This window comes from Amycolatopsis sp. PS_44_ISF1 (assembly GCF_032335455.1).
Lineage (GTDB): Bacteria > Actinomycetota > Actinomycetes > Mycobacteriales > Pseudonocardiaceae > Amycolatopsis.
The window spans coordinates 1485062-1502257 of sequence record NZ_JANUXO010000002.1; the positions used below are offsets into that span (position 1 = coordinate 1485062).

The following is a 17196-nucleotide window of genomic DNA, read 5'->3' on the forward strand; positions in this document are numbered from 1 at the left end:
TGGTGCCCCCCGCGACCGCCGGGGGCACCAGGCGCCCGCTCGGCAGGAGGAAACCGAAGATGGCCAACTGGCAACGCGGCGTGCTGCGCCTCATGGGGGTGCGCAACCACCCGGTCGAAGTGGTGTCGGTCGAGGACTTCACGCCGTGGTACCGGCGGATCGTGTTCAGCTCGCCGGAGTTCGTGCGCGCGCTGGAGGTGGTCCCCACGCTGTGGCTGCGCCTGTGGGTGCCGAACCCGGCGCGCGGCGAAGGCGGGGTGAGCCAGCGGGGCTACACCTTCGTCGACGTCCGGCCCGCCGAAGGCACCTTCGCGCTCGAATTCGTCCTCCACGACACCGCGGGCCCGGCCGGTGACTGGGCCCGCCGCGCGGAACCCGGCGAACGGCCGGAGGCCGCGCTCACCCCGGCGAAGATCTCGGTGCCCGCCGGCACCACCACCCTGCTCCTGGCCGGCGACGCCACCGCCCTGCCCGCGATCACCGGCTGGCTGGCGCAGGTGCCGGACGAGCTCACCGTCCGCGTGTACCTGGAGGACGGCCACGAAGACCACCACGCGCTGCCGCTGGGCTCGCGCGCCGGCACCGAGTTCACCTGGGTCCCGCCCGAAGGCGGGCCGGGGGCCGCGCTCGCCGCCGCCGTCATCGCCGCCGAGAGCCCCGGCCCCGGCCGCTACGCGTGGGCGGCCGGGGAGCGGTCACTGGTCAAGGCGCTGCGCCCAGTGCTGCGCGAGCACCTCGGGCTGGACCGGGCGCACCGCTTCACCCAGTCGTACTGGATCGCGGGCCGGGCGGCGGGCTGAGCCGGCCCAGGCGGCTCAGGCGTGGCGGAACTCGGGCGGGCGCTTCCCGGTGAAGGCGGCCATTCCCTCCTTCTGGTCGTGCGTGGCGAACGTCGAGTGGAAGACCCGGCGCTCGAACAGCAGCCCGTCGGACAGCCCGGTCTCGAACGCGCGGTTGACCGCCTCCTTGGCCATCATCGTCGCGGGCGCGGACATGCCGGCGATCTTCGCGGCGACGGCCACCGCCTCGGTCAGCAGATCGGCCGCCGGCACGATCCGCGAGACCAGCCCGGAGCGTTCGGCCTCCTCGGCGCCCATCGTGCGTCCGGTCAGGCACAGGTCCATCGCCTTGGCCTTGCCGACCGCGCGGGTCAGCCGCTGGGAGCCGCCCATGCCCGGGATGACGCCCAGGGTGATCTCGGGCTGGCCGAACTTCGCCGTGTCGGCCGCGATGAGCAGGTCGCACATCATCGCCAGCTCGCAGCCGCCGCCCAGCGCGTACCCGGCGACCGCGGCGACCAGGGGCTTGCGGAGGCGGGTGAGCGCGTCCCAGCCCGCGAACCAGTCGGCCGCGTAGACCTCGGCGAACGACCGCGGGGCCATCTCCTTGATGTCGGCGCCGGCCGCGAACGCCCGCTCCGAGCCGGTGAGCACGATCGCGCCGATCTCCGGGTCCCGGTCCAGCTCGCCCGCCGCGCTCGTGACCTCGCCCATGACCTGGAGGTTGAGCGCGTTGAGCGCCTTGGGCCGGTTGAGCGTGATCAGCGCGACGCGCGGCTCCGGGCGCTCGACGGTGATGGTCTCGTAGCTCATCTGGGACAACCCTTCGACCGAACACTAGGACGTCCGACTATATCGAGGCCGCCGATCCCGCGACGGTGACCGCCCGCACACCGCCGGGCCCGGGATGGCGATTGACGCCCTCGCGCGCCGCGACGTACTGTCGTCCGGCGCGGCGGTTTCCCGAAGCCGGTGAGAATCCGGCACGGTCGCGCCACTGTGTGCCCGCGGCCGGAAGCCGTGGGCGAGTCAGGTCGAGGAACCGCCGGGTGTGCTCCAGCCGAAGTGGGACGCGTTATCCCCAGAAGGAGGCCCCCTTGACCACCATGCCCGCCGAATCCTCGACGCCGGTCGTCCTGCCCGTCGCCCAGGCCGTCCTCTGGCTCGCCGGCGCGACCCTGCTGGCGCTGGCGCTGTACTACTTCATCGGTATCGACCAGGGCGCCACCTCGGTGTTCGGCAGCGACATGCACGTCCACGAGTTCGTGCACGACTCGCGCCACTTCCTCGGTTTCCCCTGTCACTGATTCACCTGACACCGCTGAACGAGGAATCGGGAACACACCGGACATGGAGAAGAAACTCCTCCTGCGCGGCGCGCTGGCCGGCGCCTTCGCCGGGCTGCTGGCGTTCGTCTTCGCGCGGATCTTCGCCGAGCCGCAGATCCAGGCGGCGATCGACTACGAGAGCGGCCGCGACGCCGCGCAGGCCACGCTGGACCAAGCGGCCGGGATGCCCGCCGAGTCCGAGGGCCCCGAGTTGTTCAGCCGCGCGGTGCAGGCCAACCTGGGCATCGGCGCCGGGATGATCCTCTTCGGACTGGCCATGGGGCTGCTGTTCACCGTCGTCTACACGGTGTGCCTCGGCCGGGTCGGCCGGGTGCGGCCGCGCACCCTGGCGCTGCTGGTGGCCGGGGCCGGGTTCCTGGGCCTGTACCTGGTGCCGTTCCTGAAGTACCCGGCCAACCCGCCGTCCATCGGGCACCCGGACACCATCGGCGACCGCGGCGGGCTGTACCTGGTCATGGTCGTGGGCTCCCTGGTGTTCCTCGCCGCCGCGGCCTGGCTCGGCCGCCGGCTCGCCCCGCGCCTGGGGAACTGGAACGCCTCGCTGATCGCCGGCGCCGCCTTCGTAGTGGTGATCGGGATCCTGATGGCCGTGCTGCCGCCGCTCGGGCACCTGTCGGCGAACGTCGCGGAGTACGGCGTCCAGTCCACCGAAACCCCGCTGCCGCTGAAGAACCCGGCCGGCGCGATCGTCTACCCCGGCTTCCCGGCCGACACGCTGTTCGACTTCCGCTTCCACTCCGTGCTCGCGCAGGTGATCCTCTGGGGTGCGCTCGGGCTGAGCTTCGGCCCGCTCGCCGAACGGCTGCTCACCCGCGAACGCCGGACCGCCGACGCGACGGCCGTGTGACCGGGGACCTGACCGGACTCGGGCCGTTCTTCGCGGTCCACACCCACGCTTCGGACGCCGGTCCGACGCCGCCCTGGCATCCGCTCGACGAACTCGTGTCCGACGAGGACGTGCTCGGCTCGCGCATCGCCTCGGTCCGCACGGCGCTGGCCGGCGGCCGCCCGGACGACGCCGTCGAGTGGCGGGTCGCGGCGTCGGTGACCCACCTCGGCCTGGTGGCCCGGCTGCTCTCCCCCGCGCTCGCGTTCGCCGTCCGCGACGCGACCGTGCTCGGCCTCGACCCGGCCACGACCTGGTGGGAGCCGGTGCCCGGCGGGGCGGTCCCGCTGTCGGTCCGGCCGCCGCCCGGTCCGCCGGAGCCGGACGGCGCGCTCGTGGACGCCCTGGCCGAACAGGTGCTCGACGGGCCGATCCGGCTGCTCACCGGGCTGTTCCCGGTGCCCGGCACCGTGGGGTGGGGCAACGTCGCCTCCGCGGTGAACGGGGCGGCGACCATGCTGGGCACCGATCGTCCGGAATGGACGGACCGGGCCCAGGGCCTCGCCGCCGCCCTGCTCGGCCGCACCCCCCTGCGGAGCACCAGCACCCGCGTCGACGGCCGGTTCCGGCGGCGCAGTTGCTGCCTCATCTACCGCGCGGCGCCCTCGGGCCGCGGCGGGGTCTGCGGCGACTGCGTGCTGACCGGATCCTGAACCGCTCGGCGGCTCGGGCCGCGGTTACCGGCACGGCGAGGCGCGGGGCGGCGCACCGGCCTTCGCGGTCTCCCCTCCTCCGCTAATCCTCCGGCTCGTCCACGAGGTCGTCGATCGCCGCCACCAGTTCGCCCAGGGCCGGCAGCGAAGCCGTGAGCAGGTGCTGCCAGGCCGGGTGGAGACGGCCGATCGCCGCCCGCAGGATCTCCGCGTTGTGCGCCTGCCACTGCCGCACGGCTTCCTCGCCCGCGGGCGTCAGCGCGAGCGCGACCGTGCGCCGGTCCTCGCCGCCGCCGGTGCGGGTCACCAGCTCGCGGGCGCGCAGCCCGTTCGCCATGGTGGTCACGGAATTGGGCGCGAGCTTCAGCAGGTGCGCCAGCCGGCTCGGCCGCGCGCCCGGGTTCTCCCCGATGCCCGAGAGCAGCTCGAGCTGCGCGACCGAAAGCGGGTTGCCCGGGTCCGCGCTGCGGGCCGCGCGGCGCATGGCCCGCCGCAGCCGGGCGATGACCTCGGCCAGCGCCGCTTCGCCGGTCACCGGGCCGTTCCCCGCACCAGCGCGCCGGTCACGCCGGCGAGCACCCCCGCCGCCGCCAGCACGCCCAGCGCGAGCGCCGCCCCGCCGCCGGCCGACGGGCTCCAGTGCAGGCACAGCGTCACGAGCGCGACGCCCAGCGCCGTACCCAGTCCCCGGGCCATGTTCACCAGTCCCCCTCCGGTCGCCGACATCCGTTCCGGGACCGCGCCCATGATGGACGCGTTGTTGGCCGGGATGAACAGTCCCAGACCCAGGCCCGCGATTGCCAGCGACACCCCGGTCCACGGCCCGGTCGCGCCGAGCAGCGCGAGACAGCCGGCGACGGCGACGGCCGCGCCGAGCACCGAGCGCGCCCGGGTGCCCACCGCCGGCGGCAGCACCCGGTCGGCGGCCAGCGCGGCGACGGCGAACCCGGCGGGCAGCGCGGTCAGCACCAGCCCGGCCGAGCCCTGCGCCCCGCCGAGCTGCGGCAGCAGCGTCAACGGCCCGAACAGCACCAGGTACCCGCACATCGCCCCCACCAGGCCGAGGGAGACCGCGCGCGGCCGCAGCACCGAAAGCCGCACCACCGGGCTGCTCGCGCGCGCTTCCCGCCAGGCGAAGCCGCCCGCGGCGAGCAGCGCGACGGCCACCAGCAGCGGCACCGGCAAGTCCAGTCCCGAAAGCCCGGACAGGGCGAGCAGCGTCGCCGTCGTCGCGGTCGCCAGCAGCGCGACCCCGGCCCCGTCGAACCGGCCCAGCGGCGTCCGCTCCCGGGTGCGCGGCAGCAGCAGCCGCCCGGCGATCAGGCCGAGCACCCCGACCGGCACGTTGACCAGGAAGACCCAGCGCCACCCGGCCGTGTCCACCAGCAGCCCGCCGGCCGCGGGCCCCAGCGCCAGCCCGAGCGCCTGCGCCGCCGCCTGCACCCCGAGCGCCGCGCGCCGCCGCGCCGCCGGGACGCTCGTGACGACCAGCGCGACGCTGTTGGCCTGCAGCATCGCCGCGCCGACCGCCTGCAGCACCCGGAACGCGATCAGCCAGCCCAGCCCGGGGGCCAGCCCGCAGGCGATCGACGCCGCGGTGAACACCCCGAAGCCGTAGACGTAGGTGAGCTTGCGCCCGGCCGCGTCGGCGATTCGCCCGACCGCCGCGAGCAGCCCGACCAGGCTCAGCAGGTAGGACAGCGACACCCACTGCACCGCGGCCAGCGGCTCGGCGAACTCCGCCTGGAGCGCCGGGAAGGTCAGCGTGACGATGCTGGCGTCGAGCTGACCCATGAACGCGCCGAAGCAGACCGCGCCCACCGCGAACCAGCCCGCGTTCCGGTGCTCCCGCACCCCGCGCGGCCGGGGCCACTCCACCAGCAGCACGCCGGAACACCTCCAAATCGTTCTCCAACAGAACTACTTGGCCACCATAACTCCACATCAATCCGGCGAAGTAACTCGGTGACCGAGTGAACAACCTCAAAGCGTGCCGGTGAGCGCCTGCAATCCGAGGCTGCTCAGCGCGACCGCGGCCCACAGCAGCGCGCCGAGCAGCAGCGGGCGGCTCCCGGCGCGGCGCAAGTCGGCCAGGCGCAGCGACAGGCCGATACCGGCCAGCGCCGTGGTGATCAGGAACGCGCCCAGCGCCGACAGCGCGGGGTGCCAGGACCCGGGGATCAAGCCGAGGCTCTCCAGCGTCGCGGCGGCGAGGAAACCGACCAGGAACAGCGGCACGATCTTGCGCCACGGCATGGCGCGCAGGCTGAACCCGGCCACGGGCTCACCGCGCTCCGCCGCCGACCGCCGCGCGTCGCGCCGCGCCGTGCGGATCGCCAGGAAGACCACGATCGGGATCAGCATCAGCGTCCGGGTGAGCTTCACGACCAGCCCGTACGAGCCGGCCTCGCCGCCGTAGGCGAAGGACGCGGCCACCACCGACGAGGTGTCGTTGATGGCGGTGCCCGCCCACAGCCCGAACGCGCGCGGGCCCAGCCCCAGCAGGTGCCCGATCGGCGGGAACAGCAGCACCGCCGCGATGTTGAAGGTGAAGATCGTGCCGATGGCGTACGCGACCTGGGCCTGCTTCGCCTTGATCACGGCGGTGGTGGCGGCGATGGCCGAGGCGCCGCAGATGCCCGTGCCCACCCCGATCAGGATCTGCGCGTCGCCGCGCACGCCGAGCCACCGGCCGAGCAGCCAGGCCCCGCCGAGCGCCACGGCGAGCGTGCCCAGCATGACCGGCAGCGACTGGCCGCCCACCCGGACCACCTGCGGCAGCGAAAGACCCGTGCCCAGGACCACAATGGACAGTTGCAGCACCGGTTTCGCCGCCACCGCGTACCCCGGGGCGAACCGCGGCGCGCGCAGGCCCGGCCCGACGGCCGCGGCGAGCGTGCCCAGCAGGATCCCGAACACCGGGCCGCCGACGATCGGCACCAGCGTGCCCAGCCCCGTCGCGATTCCGGCGACGAGCAGAGCGACCACGAGCCCGGCGAGCCCGGCGACCCCTCGGACCGGCCGCTCCGCGACCGCCGCCGGCCGCGCGTCCCGGGTCGCCGTCATCGCACGCTCCTCGTCTGCTGATTCTCGTCTGCCGGACCTCATCTACCGGACCCTGACCGATTAAATGTCCGGACATTTACGTTATCGCATGTCCGGACATAAGGCCACCGGTAGAGTTCCCTCCGGCACAGCACACGGCGACGGGGAGGCGACATGGCGGCACGCTCGCTCGACCGCGTCGGCCCGGAGCCGTTGTGGCGCCAGCTCCAGCACGAGCTGATGACCCGGCTCGAAGCCGGCGAGTTCAGCGGTGGCTTCCCCGGGGAACTGGCCCTGGTCGACGAATACGGCGTGAGCCGGCACACCGTGCGCCAGGCCCTGAGGCAACTGCGGGCCGACGGCACGGTGGTGGCCGAGCGCGGCCGTCAGCCCCGCGTCGCGCCCCCGCCGGAGATCACCGTGCCGATGGGCGCGCTGTACAGCCTGTTCGCGTCGGTCGAGGCCGCCGGGCTCACCCAGCACAGCGTCGTGCGCGCCTTCGACACCCGCGCCGACGCCCTGGTCGCCGAGCGCCTCGAACTGGAGGCGTCCACCCCGCTCGTCTACCTGGAGCGGCTGCGGCTGGCCGGCGACGAGCCGCTGGCGCTGGACCGGGTCTGGCTGCCCGCCGACCTGGCCGCCCCGCTGCTCGAGGCCGACTTCACCCACACCGGCCTGTACGCCGAGCTGTCGCGGCGCACCGGCGTCCGGCTGGACCACGGCCGGGAAGAGGTCCGCGCGGTCATCCCGGCCGCGGCCGAGCGCAACCAGCTGCACTGCGCCCACGACGTCGCCGCGTTCTCCATCAACCGGCTCAGCCACACCAAGGGCCGCCCGGCCGAGTGGCGGCACACCCTGGTCCGCGGCGACCGGTACGCGCTCACCGCCGAATTCTCCGCGAACACCGGCTACCGGCTGCTCGGCCCGGCCACCCCGGCCTGAGGCCGGCCCTTCCGTCCGAGCGGGACACCGGGCCCGCGGGCCGTTTCCCGCCGATACAGGACTTTCGCAGGTATCGATCCGCTCCACCCGGCCGTATACCTGGATGTCCCCACCACAACCGAGCCTGTTCAGCGCTGACCGGACCACTGGTCTGGACCATTTGGCCACCACCGGCCGCCGGGTTCCCGGCGACCGGTACACCCGCTTTTCCGTCCTTTGTGGAGGAACGAATGCACCGGCTGGACGCCACCCGCGAGCACGCGATCGGGCTCTTCCGCATCGTCGTCGGCTTCCTGTTCGCCTGCCACGGGGTGAAGACCATCTTCGGCGTGCTCGGCGCGCACGCCGCCCCGGTCGGCGCCTGGCCCGGCTGGTGGGCGGCGGTGATCCAGCTGGCCGGCGGCACCCTGGTCGCCCTCGGCCTCGGCACCCGGGCGGCCGCGCTGATCGGCTCCGGCTCGATGGCCTTCGCCTACTTCACCGTGCACCTGGCCCACGGCCCGCTGCCGATCCAGAACGGCGGTGAGCCGGCCGCGCTGTTCTGCTGGGCGCTGCTGGTCCTGGTCTTCACCGGGCCCGGCCGGTTCGCCCTCGGCCGGGCCCTGGCCGGCCGCCCGGCCGGCACCCGGACGGCCCCGTCCGCGATCGGCTCCTGAGCCGCCACCCCGCCGCTGCACCCGCCCCCGCTCCGCACCATCCACAGTGGACCGTCCGGGGTCCCGGCCGTTTCCGCTGGGCCCGGGGCGGTACCAGGAGGCGCTGGACGGGACTTTCCCCCGACGTCGTAATCTCGTGAGCCGGAGCTGAACACAGGATGACCGGCAGGCGAACAGACGGCGAAGGAGAGCTGAACGGTGACTGCGTTGAACCACGCGTCGAGTTCCGGCAGCGGGGTGTACGACGCTATCACCAGTCTCGGCGTGCACAGCCCCGGCTTCCTGCAGGAGCTGGTGCTGGCCTACACCCGGTACGGGCTGGTGCTGGTGGTCCCGCTGTTCGCCTGGATCTGGTGGCGGGCGCGGGCGGACGGGTCCTCCCGGCCGATGGCGCTGGCCCTGCTCGCCCCGGCCGGGACGCTGGTCGCGTACCTGGTCAGCGAAATCCTCAAGACCATGGTCCACGAGGAGCGGCCCTGCCGGGGACTGCCCGTGACCTCGATCATCGGCGAGTGCCCGGCGCCCGGCGACTGGTCGTTCCCCAGCAACCACTCGGTGATCGCCGCCTCCGCGGCCCTCGGCGCCGTGTACGCCTGGCGGAAGGCCTTGCCGTGGCTGGTCTCGCTGGCCGCCCTGATGGCGTTCTCCCGGGTGTTCGTCGGGGCGCACTACCCGCACGACGTGCTGATCGGCCTCCTGCTCGGCGCGGCCGTCGCGTGGCTGGCGCACCGCTTCGCCCTGGACCGGGTGGACGCCCTGGTCGACCGCTTCGCCGGCCGGGTGCCGTGGCGGCTGCTGGGCACCCCCGCCGAAGCGGACGAACCGTATCCCCTCGACGAACCGCATTCTCCCGACGAAGACCGCACCGAGCTGATCGGCCGCGTACCGGCCGAGCCGGGCCGCGCCGGTGAGCGCCCGCCGGCCGTCCGCCACCCCGGCCGGACGCGCCCCCTGCCGGAACCGGCCCCGCAACCGCCCGCACGGCGGCTGCCCCCGGGTCCGCGACCGGCGAGGCCCCAGGGACCGGCTCCGCGCCAGGCCGTGCCGCCGCAGGCTCCGGCGCCCCGCCCGGGAGTGCGTCCGGAGGCTCCGGCGCCGCCCAGGCAGACCTCGGCTCCGCGACCGGCTTCGCCGCGCGAAACCCCGGATCCTCGCCGGACCGCGCCGCCGGGCCAGTCTCCCCCGCCGGGCAGCTACTCCCCTCGCCCGGCGCCGGTCCGGCAGCAGCCGCCGCCGGTGCACCGGCCGGTCCGTCCGGGGACCGAGCCGCCGGCGGGCCCGCCGCAGCGACCCCGGCAACGCCCGGAGCGGCCCCGCTGAACCGCGGCGGAGCTCAGCCGGGTAGGTCGCCGGTGGCGGCGAAGTCCAGGCGCTTGGCGACCGAGACGGTCTGGTCGGCGAACCGCTCGTAGAACCGCGTCACCAGGGTCAGCGCGACGGCCGTGCGCTGGTCGTGCGCCCAGCCTTCGGCGGTGATCGTGGCGAGGACCCGCGCGTGCAGGGCGTCGACGGTCTCGTCCGCGTGGCTCAGCTCGGCGTGGCCGCCCCGGGCCCCGGTGCGGACCAGCTCGGCGACGCGGTCGGCCATGCGCGAGGTGGCCTCGCCCAGTTCGCGGAAGACCGGTTCGAGCTCGGGCGGCACCGCCGCCTCCGGGTGGGTGCGGCGGGCCGTGCTCGCCACGTGCGCGGCGAGGTCGCCCATCCGCTCGATCTTCTCGGCGCAGTAGACCACCGCGAGCACCATCCGCAGGTCACCCGCGACCGGGGACTGCAGGGCGAGCAGCGAGTACGACTCCTCCTCGCAGCGGGAGCGCATCTCGTCGAGCTCGCGGTCGGCGCCGATCACCGCTTCGGCGAGCTGCAGGTCCGCCGTGAGCAGGGCCCGGGTGGAGCGTCGCATCGCCTCCGCCGCGCCTTCGGCCATCGCGGCCAGCCGCTCGTGGAGCCGGCCGAGGTCGTCCTGGAAGCCTTCGCGCATGGAGGGCGACTTTACCGGCGGCCCCCGAGCCACCCGGCGTCGGCCACGAACCGGCCGGCCCCGTCGCCGTCCGGGCGGACCGGGAGGTCGAACGTGTGCCCGCCCTCGTGCCCGTCCGGCACCCGGCAGCGCTCACCCCCGTCGCCGGCGAACGCGCAGGCGGCCCGGCTCTCCAGCACGCGGCGGCCCGGCCACCAGCGCAACCACCACCCGTCCTCGACGGACACCACGTGCTCGTGGCCGTGCCCGGCCTCCAGCTCGCAGGTCAGCGACGATCCCGGGCCGCGGGCGGCGAAGCCCCGCAGCACGGACCGCTCCCGCCCGGAAAGCTCCACCGGCTCCAGGCACAGCGCACGATCGGCCATGGCCGCCACCCTAGGCGCCGCCACCGAGGGTCGCGTCCCGGACCCGGGTTTTCCGGGGAGCACCGGGCCGAGACCCCTGGGAGAGCGCCTTTGCTCTCCCGGCAGCGGCGATTTCGTCACGGATCGCCACGTCGTGTTCACGCGGCCGGTCCGCCGGTGACCACAATGGACTCGCCGGGCGCGGGCGGCGGAACCGGCTAGGCTGGCGCGGTGGACGGGACCAACGTGGAGGCCTTCGATTCGGTGCTCGAAGCGATCGGGGGCACGCCGCTGATCCGCCTCGCGCGGGTCGCGCCCGCGGCGGGGCCGCCGGTGTACGTGAAGGCCGAGTTCCTGAACCCGGGCGGCAGCGTGAAGGACCGCGCCGCGCTGTCGATGGTGCTCGCGGCGGAGCGCAGCGGGGAGCTGAAGCCGGGCGGGCACATCGTCGAGGGGACGTCCGGCAACACCGGCATCGGCCTCGCGATCGTCGCCGCGCAGCGCGGTTACCGGCTGACCGTGGTGGTGCCGGACAAGAGCAGCCGCGAGAAGACGTTGATCCTCCAGGCCTACGGGGCCGAAGTGGTGGTCACGCCCGGCGCCGTGCCGCGTGAAGATCCCGCCCACGTCTCGCAGCTGGCGCGGCGCATCGCCGAGGAGAGCGGCGGCTGGCTGGCCAACCAGTACGACAACCCGGCCAATCCCGCGGCCCACCACGGGGGAACCGGCCCGGAGATCTGGCGGCAGACCCGCGGCCGCGTCACCCACTTCGTGGCCGGCATCGGCACCGGCGGCACGATCAGCGGGACCGGCGCTTACCTGAAGGAAGTGAGCGAAGGGCGGATCCGGGTGATCGGCACCGACCCGGACCACTCCGTGTACTCCGGCGGCGACGGCAGCCCGTACTTCGTCGAAAGCATCGGGCACTACCGGCACCCGGGCACCGCCGAAGATCTGTGGCCGCAGTCGTACCACCGCGACGTGGTCGACGTGGTCGAGCCGATCGGCGATCGCGAATCGATCCTCACCGCCCGCCGGCTGGCCCGCGAGGAGGGCCTGCTGCTCGGCGCTTCCGCGGGCACCGCCGTGGCCGGCGCGCTGCGGCTGGCCGCCACCCTCCCGCCGGACGACCTGGTGGTGGTCGTCGTACCGGACTCCGGCCGCTCGTACCTGTCGAAGTACTACGACGACGAATGGCTGCGCGGCTTCGGTTTCCTGGAGGACGAGCACGACGAGCCGACCGTCGCCGCAACCGCGCGGGCCTGCTCCTGGCTGCCCTCGACGGCTTCGATCGGCGACGCCCTGGACCACGACGGACCGGGCGACCGCTGGGCGGTGACGGTGCCGCGCCCGGGCGCCGCGGGTCCCCCGGCCGCCGCGGAGGTGACGGGCACGCTCGACGTCCCCCGCCTCCGCGCGGCCGCGGCGCAGCACCGGGCCCGCCGGTCGGACCCGATCACCGACTACGTCGGGCCGGCCCTGCCGACGACCGGCCTCGGCGAGACCCGCCGGGCGGCCACGGCGAAGCTGGGCCAGGCCCCGGCCGCATGGGTGCTGACCGACGGGCGGGTGACCGGCGTGTTCGAGGCCGCGGATCCGGCTGCACCGAGCTGACCTCGGCAAGCGGGCCGCCTTCGGCAGGCGTGGCTAGGCGCAATGGGCAGGCCGACCCCGGTAGGCATGGCTGGGCGCAGTGGCCAGGTTGACCCCGATAGGCAGGGCCGACCTCAGTGGGCAGGCCGACCCCGGCAGGCATGGCCGGGCGCAGTGGGCAGGCCGGGCACAGTGGGCAGGTTGACCTCAGTGTGCGGGGCCGAGCTGGGCAAGCCGAACCAACCTCGGCGGGCGGGCCGATTTCAGGGTGCGGATCTGACGAGGGCTGACTTCGGTGCGCGGATCGGCGATGCTCGGCACCGTCGGGCCGGAACGATGCCGACGACCGTGCATCCCCGACCGGCCGCGGTGCCCGCCTGCTGTCACCCCACCGGCTCCGGTCGCCCCTCTCACCTCATCCGGATGCCCGCCAGCTGCGTCGACTGCGCCACCAGCCGTCCGGTCCGGTCCCAGATGAAGCACGATTCGTCCACCCGGTCGTCCGCGATGAGGTGGGCGCGGTGCAGCACGCGGACCGGGCCGGGGGCCGGGCGGGCGCGGAGGTAGGCGGTCAGCTCCAGGGTCGGGACCCAGCCGCTGGGGGCGATGTCGAAGGTGGCCGGCGGGAAGCTGTCCACGGCGAACAGCAGCGAGACCGGGTCGAACGGCTCGTCACCCGGCAGGGCCAGCCAGCCGCGCAGTTCGCCGAGGCCGCGGGGGCCTTGGGTGAACGCGCGGGCGCTGTCCGGGTCGAGCCGGGCGTCGATTTCGCCGAAGATCGCGGCGGTGAAGCCGTCCGAGGCGCCGGACGGGATGCGGACGCCCCCGGCCGGGTCGGTCAGCCGCGGATCGGGCAGGCCGCCGTCCCAGCGCACCGAGCCCTCGTCCGGCAGGGTCCCAAGGGTCAGCAATGCCTCGACGCACACCACCCCGTCCTTCAGCAGCCGCCCGCGCACCTGGCTCGCGCCGCGACCGGCCCGCAGCGGCTCGATCTCCACCTCCGCCGGTCCCGGCTCGGGCGAACGCAGGTAGTGGGCGCTGGCCGCCAGCACGTCGGGATGCGGGCCGGCCACCCCCGCGGCGCGCCCGATCGCGGCCAGCAGGTAACCGCCGTTCGGACGGCCGCCGATCGTCCACGACGGGCTCAGATCAACGTCGAAGGCGCGCTCGGCCCGCTGCTTCACGGCGGACACCGCGGCGAACGTGGTGGTGCTCACGAAACCTCCCGGCTTCTCCCTGAGTGGGTTGCACCACGCAACTTAGCCGCCGGCACCCGGTCTGTCCCGAGAACTGAGACTGACAACACCGCGTTTCAGATTCGACCGCAGCGCTCCGGCCAGGCGGCGACCCACGGGAGGCTGCTTCACCCTCCCCCACACAGCCATCCCCGGGTCAGCCGCCTCACCTACCGCACCCGCGGACTCGCGGCTACCCCGCGGCGCGGTAGGCCACCCCGGTGGCGTTCGGCGTGCTGCCGGAGTACAGCCCGGTCGGGGTGGTGGCGGTGGACAGGGAGAACCAGGCGTATCGCTCCACATAGGACAGGCTCTGCAGCATGGCCGCGGACCGGCCGGCGAAATCGGCCTGCTGGGCCGAGGAGGGGTACCGCGGGGGTGCGGTGGAGAAGTCGGTCAGCGCGTATTCGGTGACCCAGATCGGGAGCTGGTAACGGTTGTGCACGGCCTCGAGGTACGACCGCAGTTCCCCCGTCGCCGAGCTGGAGAAGTCCCCGCCGTACCAGTGCAGGGGGATGAAGTCGACGCGGTAGCCGCGCGCCCTGGCCCCGCTCATGAACCGGTCGAGCCAGCCGCCCGCGACGTCGCCGCCGAACGCCACGGCGGGCGCGCCCAGCCGCAGCCCGGTGTCCTGCAGTCGCGGCCACAGGCCGAGGGCGGTGTCCACGGACATCTGAGCCTGCCCGTCGAGGTCCGGCTCGTTGAAGCCGAGCAGGGTCTTGCCGTTCGCCTTGGCCGCGGCGAGCTGGGCCGCGGTCACCGAGCCCTGGCCCCAGATCATCGGGACGAACTCCGCCCCCGGCGGCGCCTTGATGCCCTGCGGGTCCGAGGCCCAGGTGTAGAACCAGCCCGCGCGCACGTCCGAGAGCGCCGCCGTCACGCCGCTGAAATCAGCCGCGCTGACACCCTTCTTCACACTCGCGGCGCCAGCCGGACCGGTCGCCGAACCGAAGGCCACGAGCACAGCCGCGACCACCACGAGGAGCTTCTTCGCCGAGCGCATGAGCGATGTCCTTTCGCCGGGCCTACCAGTTTGACCGCTCGACGGTCCGATGTACCCGTAGTCGGCCCGAAAAGTTTCACCGGAGCGCCAGTCGCCGGATTCACCGCCTCGCCGGATGACGATCCGCCAGGTCACGGCCTTGACCAGCGGTTGAGCTTCGGCAGTTCGCTTCCTCCAGCGCTCGTGCAACGCGGTGTCGCGCATCGGCGGCACTGGGCTTCAGCGGAGCGTCCGGCTCACCCGATCCCGTCGGTGATCGAGGTGGCCGCACCGCGGTCCGACCGGCGTTGCGCGGACGGGCTCATCGCGGCTTCGCCCCCGACCACGGTCTCCAGCGCCCGCCGGACCTGGCCGCGCAGCCAGGCGTGGGCCGGATCGCTGTCGTGCCGGTGGTGCCAGGCCAGCACCACCGGCACCGGCGGCAGCTCGAACGGCAGCGCCCGCGCCACCAGGTCCCGCTTCGTCCACAGAGGACGGCAGACCCGGTCCGCCACCACGGTCACCACGTCGCGGCCCGTGGCGAGGTCCAGCGCGGCCGCACTGGTGGGCAGGGAGGCGATCACCTTGCGGCTCAGGCCGAGCGCGGCCAGCGCCTCGTCGATCGCGCCGTGGCGGCGGCCCCGGCGCGAGACCGAAACGTGCACGGCGGCGGCGAACCGCTCCGGCGTGAGTTCGCCTCGGGCGAGCGGGTGACCCCGGCGCACCACGGCCACCACCCGGTCCGCCCCGATCACCTCGGCCGCGATCTCCGGCCGCTGCGGGCGGGTCGCGCCCACCTCCAGGTCGACGTGACCGCGCGTGAGATCGGTGCTGTCGGCCGAGGTTTCGGCCAGCAGCCGCAGCCCGGCCCGCGGCGCCTGGTCGGCGAGGGCCCCGACCAGCAGCGGGGCCAAGGCGTCGACCAGCGCGTCGTGCCCGCGGACGGTGAACTCGCGCTCGAGCCCGTCCAGGTCCAGCTCCCGCGCGGGGGTGAGCACGGCGGCGGCGCGGCGGACCAGCTCGTGCGCCTCGTCGCGCAGTTCGAGGGCGCGCGGTGTCGGGCTCATCGTGCGACCGGTCCGGACCAGGATGTCGTCTCCGGTCGCCCGCCGGATCCGGGCCAGGGTGCGGCTCATCGCCGGGGCGGAGAGCCGGAGCCGGTCGGCCGCCGCGGCGACGCTGTTTTCTTCGAGCAGGGCGTCGAGGGCGACGAGCAGGTTGAGGTCCACCTGCACCAGGGTAACTGTTGAGTTGCCAAGATTGCACTGGAAGTCATGGGTGGACCGGCCTAGCGTCGGAGGCACCAGACCCCAGGAGGAACGCCATGACCCTGCTCACCGCCGTGACCGAAGCCGCCCGGAAGGCCGGCGCCCGACTGTTGACCGTCCACTCCCCCAGCGCCCGCCCGTCCGACCGCGCCGACCTGTTCGCCGCGGTCAGCCGCAACGACGCCGTGGCCCTCGATGGCTTGCGGGCCGAGCTGGCGGTGGCCCGACCCGGCGCCGGCTGGCTCGAAGACGAGCAGGAGACGACCGAACTGCCACCCGGCGAATGGTGGGCGGTCGACGCGGTGGAGGGCAACGTCAACCACGTGCACGGGCTGGCCGAGTGGGCGGTGACCGTGACGCTGCTGCGCGACGGGGTGCCCGTGCTGGCCGTGGTGCACCAGCCGATCGGCGACCACACCTACACCGCCGTGGCCGGCGAAGGCGCGTGGCTCGACGGGACGCGGCTACGGGTGTCGGCCAAACGGGACCTCGGCGCGGCCATCGTCACCACCGGCCAGGCCGAGTCCGGGCAGACCGCCACCTACCGCCGGATCGGCGATTCGGTGACGGCGATGCTGGGCCGCGCGCTGCTGGTGCGGGTCTCGGTGCCCTCGACCTTTCCGTTGCTGCTGCTGGCGAACGGGCAGAACGACGGGTTCTGGCAGTACGAACCGGTGCTGTCCGGCCTCGCCGCGGGGCTGCTGCTGGCCACCGAGGCGGGCGCCACGGCGACCCGGATCGACGGCTCGCCGTGGCGTCCGGGCAGCCCGGACGTGCTGATCACGGTGCCCGCACTGCACGAGGCCGCGGTGGCCGCCCTGTCGAGCGTGGGCTGATCGCCGTGGAGCTGACGATTCTCGCTGCTTCGGGCGCGACCGGGCTGGAGCTGACCCGCCAGGCACTGGCCCGGGGCCACACCGTGACGGCCGTGGCCCGGCGGCCCGGGCGGATCGAACTGGAGGACAGTGCCCGGCTGCGCCGGGTCGCGGCCGACGTGCACGATCCCGCCTCCATCGCCCGGGCGGTGCGCCACGCCCCGGTGGTGCTGTCCGGCCTCGGCGCCAAGGCCGGGGACCCGCCGGGAACGCTGGTGGCGGGCGCGCGGGCGGTGCTGGACGCCGGTCCCGGCCGGGTGCTGTGGCTCGGGGCGTTCGGCACCGGCCCGTCGGCCGGGGCGGCGGGGGCCTTCACCCGGACACTGCTCCGATTGGCGCTGCGCCAGGAGATTCCGGACAAGGTGGCCGCGGACGCGGCGGTGCTGGCGGCGGGCGGCACGGTGTTCCACGCCGGTCCGCTGTCCACGGGGCCGCTGAGCGCCGGCCGCCGCACCGTGGGCCTGGACGACGTCCCGAAACGGCTCTTCCCGGCCCGGATCAGCCGCGCGACCGTCGCCGCCGCCATGCTCGACGAGGCGGAGTCGCCCCGGTTCGCGGCCTCGACGGCGGTCCCGCTCGGAAGCTAGGCCGAGGCCGTCGTCCCCGGGCCG

At 74.4% G+C, this 17196-nt stretch carries 19 protein-coding genes and 1 riboswitch; of the genes, 10 read left to right on the forward strand and 9 right to left on the reverse strand.

The genetic code is table 11. The annotated features are described in order from the left end of the window. Positions 1-59 precede the first annotated feature (59 nt). Positions 60-800: a siderophore-interacting protein gene (locus NYF13_RS20985; RefSeq protein WP_315659016.1), complete on the forward strand. Its 741-nt coding sequence runs from the start codon at positions 60-62 to the stop codon at positions 798-800. Positions 801-815: 15 nt separating this feature from the next. Here NYF13_RS20985 and NYF13_RS20990 read toward each other — a convergent pair whose 3' ends face one another. Then, complete coding sequence (locus tag NYF13_RS20990; protein ID WP_315659017.1) at positions 816-1592, reverse strand: enoyl-CoA hydratase; 777 nt, start codon at positions 1590-1592, stop codon at positions 816-818. Between the two features lie 155 nt (positions 1593-1747). After that, positions 1748-1813, forward strand: a riboswitch (cobalamin riboswitch). A gap of 72 nt (positions 1814-1885) precedes the next feature. Here NYF13_RS20990 and NYF13_RS20995 point away from each other — a divergent pair. From NYF13_RS20995 to NYF13_RS21005, 3 genes are read left to right on the forward strand one after another with little or no spacing between them, the layout of a single operon-like run. Next, positions 1886-2086 carry a CbtB-domain containing protein gene (locus NYF13_RS20995; protein WP_396287694.1) on the forward strand — a complete coding sequence of 67 codons (201 nt, stop codon included), beginning with the start codon at positions 1886-1888 and terminating at the stop codon, positions 2084-2086. A 43-nt stretch (positions 2087-2129) separates the two neighbouring features. Then, complete coding sequence (locus NYF13_RS21000; RefSeq protein ID WP_315659021.1) at positions 2130-2975, forward strand: CbtA family protein; 846 nt, start codon at positions 2130-2132, stop codon at positions 2973-2975. Continuing rightward, positions 2972-3667, forward strand: a complete 696-nt coding sequence (locus tag NYF13_RS21005; protein WP_315659023.1) for a (2Fe-2S)-binding protein — start codon at positions 2972-2974, stop codon at positions 3665-3667. The genes NYF13_RS21000 and NYF13_RS21005 overlap by 4 nt, the downstream gene beginning before the upstream one ends. A gap of 82 nt (positions 3668-3749) precedes the next feature. Here the strand turns inward: NYF13_RS21005 and NYF13_RS21010 are convergent, their stop codons facing one another. The 3 genes from NYF13_RS21010 to NYF13_RS21020 all read right to left on the reverse strand — a co-directional run bounded on the left by NYF13_RS21010 (position 3750) and on the right by NYF13_RS21020 (position 6733). Further along, entirely contained in the window at positions 3750-4202 is a 453-nt protein-coding gene (locus NYF13_RS21010) for a MarR family transcriptional regulator (protein WP_315659025.1), read from the reverse strand. Then, a complete protein-coding gene (locus tag NYF13_RS21015; protein WP_315659026.1) occupies positions 4199-5554 on the reverse strand; it encodes an MFS transporter in 1356 nt (451 codons plus the stop codon). The genes NYF13_RS21010 and NYF13_RS21015 overlap by 4 nt, the downstream gene beginning before the upstream one ends. 96 nt (positions 5555-5650) lie before the next feature. Next, positions 5651-6733: a putative sulfate exporter family transporter gene (locus NYF13_RS21020; protein ID WP_315659027.1), complete on the reverse strand. Its 1083-nt coding sequence runs from the start codon at positions 6731-6733 to the stop codon at positions 5651-5653. 153 nt (positions 6734-6886) lie between these two features. On the opposite strand from NYF13_RS21020, the gene NYF13_RS21025 reads away from it, so the two are divergent. From NYF13_RS21025 to NYF13_RS21035, 3 genes are all read left to right on the forward strand, one after another. Next, a complete protein-coding gene (locus NYF13_RS21025; RefSeq protein ID WP_315659028.1) occupies positions 6887-7654 on the forward strand; it encodes a GntR family transcriptional regulator in 768 nt (255 codons plus the stop codon). Positions 7655-7884: 230 nt separating this feature from the next. Further along, entirely contained in the window at positions 7885-8310 is a 426-nt protein-coding gene (locus NYF13_RS21030) for a DoxX family protein (protein WP_315659029.1), read from the forward strand. A 198-nt stretch (positions 8311-8508) separates the two neighbouring features. Further along, positions 8509-9630, forward strand: a complete 1122-nt coding sequence (locus tag NYF13_RS21035) for a phosphatase PAP2 family protein (RefSeq protein WP_315659030.1) — start codon at positions 8509-8511, stop codon at positions 9628-9630. Positions 9631-9643: 13 nt separating this feature from the next. On the opposite strand, the gene phoU is transcribed toward NYF13_RS21035, so the two are convergent. Next, positions 9644-10288 (reverse strand): phosphate signaling complex protein PhoU, encoded by a 645-nt coding sequence (gene phoU, locus NYF13_RS21040; protein ID WP_315659032.1) that lies wholly within the window; start codon positions 10286-10288, stop codon positions 9644-9646. An 11-nt stretch (positions 10289-10299) separates the two neighbouring features. Further along, the gene (locus tag NYF13_RS21045; RefSeq protein WP_315659033.1) at positions 10300-10653 is read right to left on the reverse strand and encodes a hypothetical protein; all 354 of its coding nucleotides are present in this window, start codon (positions 10651-10653) and stop codon (positions 10300-10302) included. A 210-nt stretch (positions 10654-10863) separates the two neighbouring features. Between NYF13_RS21045 and NYF13_RS21050 the strand changes: the two genes are divergently transcribed. Further along, positions 10864-12246, forward strand: coding sequence for a pyridoxal-phosphate dependent enzyme (locus NYF13_RS21050; protein ID WP_315659034.1), 1383 nt, complete (start codon positions 10864-10866; stop codon positions 12244-12246). Positions 12247-12635: 389 nt separating this feature from the next. Here the strand turns inward: NYF13_RS21050 and NYF13_RS21055 are convergent, their stop codons facing one another. The 3 genes from NYF13_RS21055 to NYF13_RS21065 form a co-directional block, all read right to left on the reverse strand. Beyond that, positions 12636-13442: a thioesterase family protein gene (locus NYF13_RS21055; RefSeq protein WP_315659035.1), complete on the reverse strand. Its 807-nt coding sequence runs from the start codon at positions 13440-13442 to the stop codon at positions 12636-12638. Positions 13443-13653: 211 nt separating this feature from the next. Next, a complete protein-coding gene (locus tag NYF13_RS21060) occupies positions 13654-14463 on the reverse strand; it encodes a glycoside hydrolase family protein (RefSeq protein ID WP_315659036.1) in 810 nt (269 codons plus the stop codon). Between the two features lie 236 nt (positions 14464-14699). After that, complete coding sequence (locus tag NYF13_RS21065; protein WP_315659037.1) at positions 14700-15671, reverse strand: LysR family transcriptional regulator; 972 nt, start codon at positions 15669-15671, stop codon at positions 14700-14702. A gap of 95 nt (positions 15672-15766) precedes the next feature. On the opposite strand from NYF13_RS21065, the gene NYF13_RS21070 reads away from it, so the two are divergent. Both NYF13_RS21070 and NYF13_RS21075 read left to right on the forward strand, forming a co-directional pair. Then, complete coding sequence (locus tag NYF13_RS21070) at positions 15767-16546, forward strand: inositol monophosphatase family protein (RefSeq protein ID WP_315659039.1); 780 nt, start codon at positions 15767-15769, stop codon at positions 16544-16546. 5 nt (positions 16547-16551) lie between these two features. Next, positions 16552-17172, forward strand: a complete 621-nt coding sequence (locus NYF13_RS21075) for an NAD(P)H-binding protein (protein WP_315659041.1) — start codon at positions 16552-16554, stop codon at positions 17170-17172. Positions 17173-17196 lie beyond the last annotated feature (24 nt).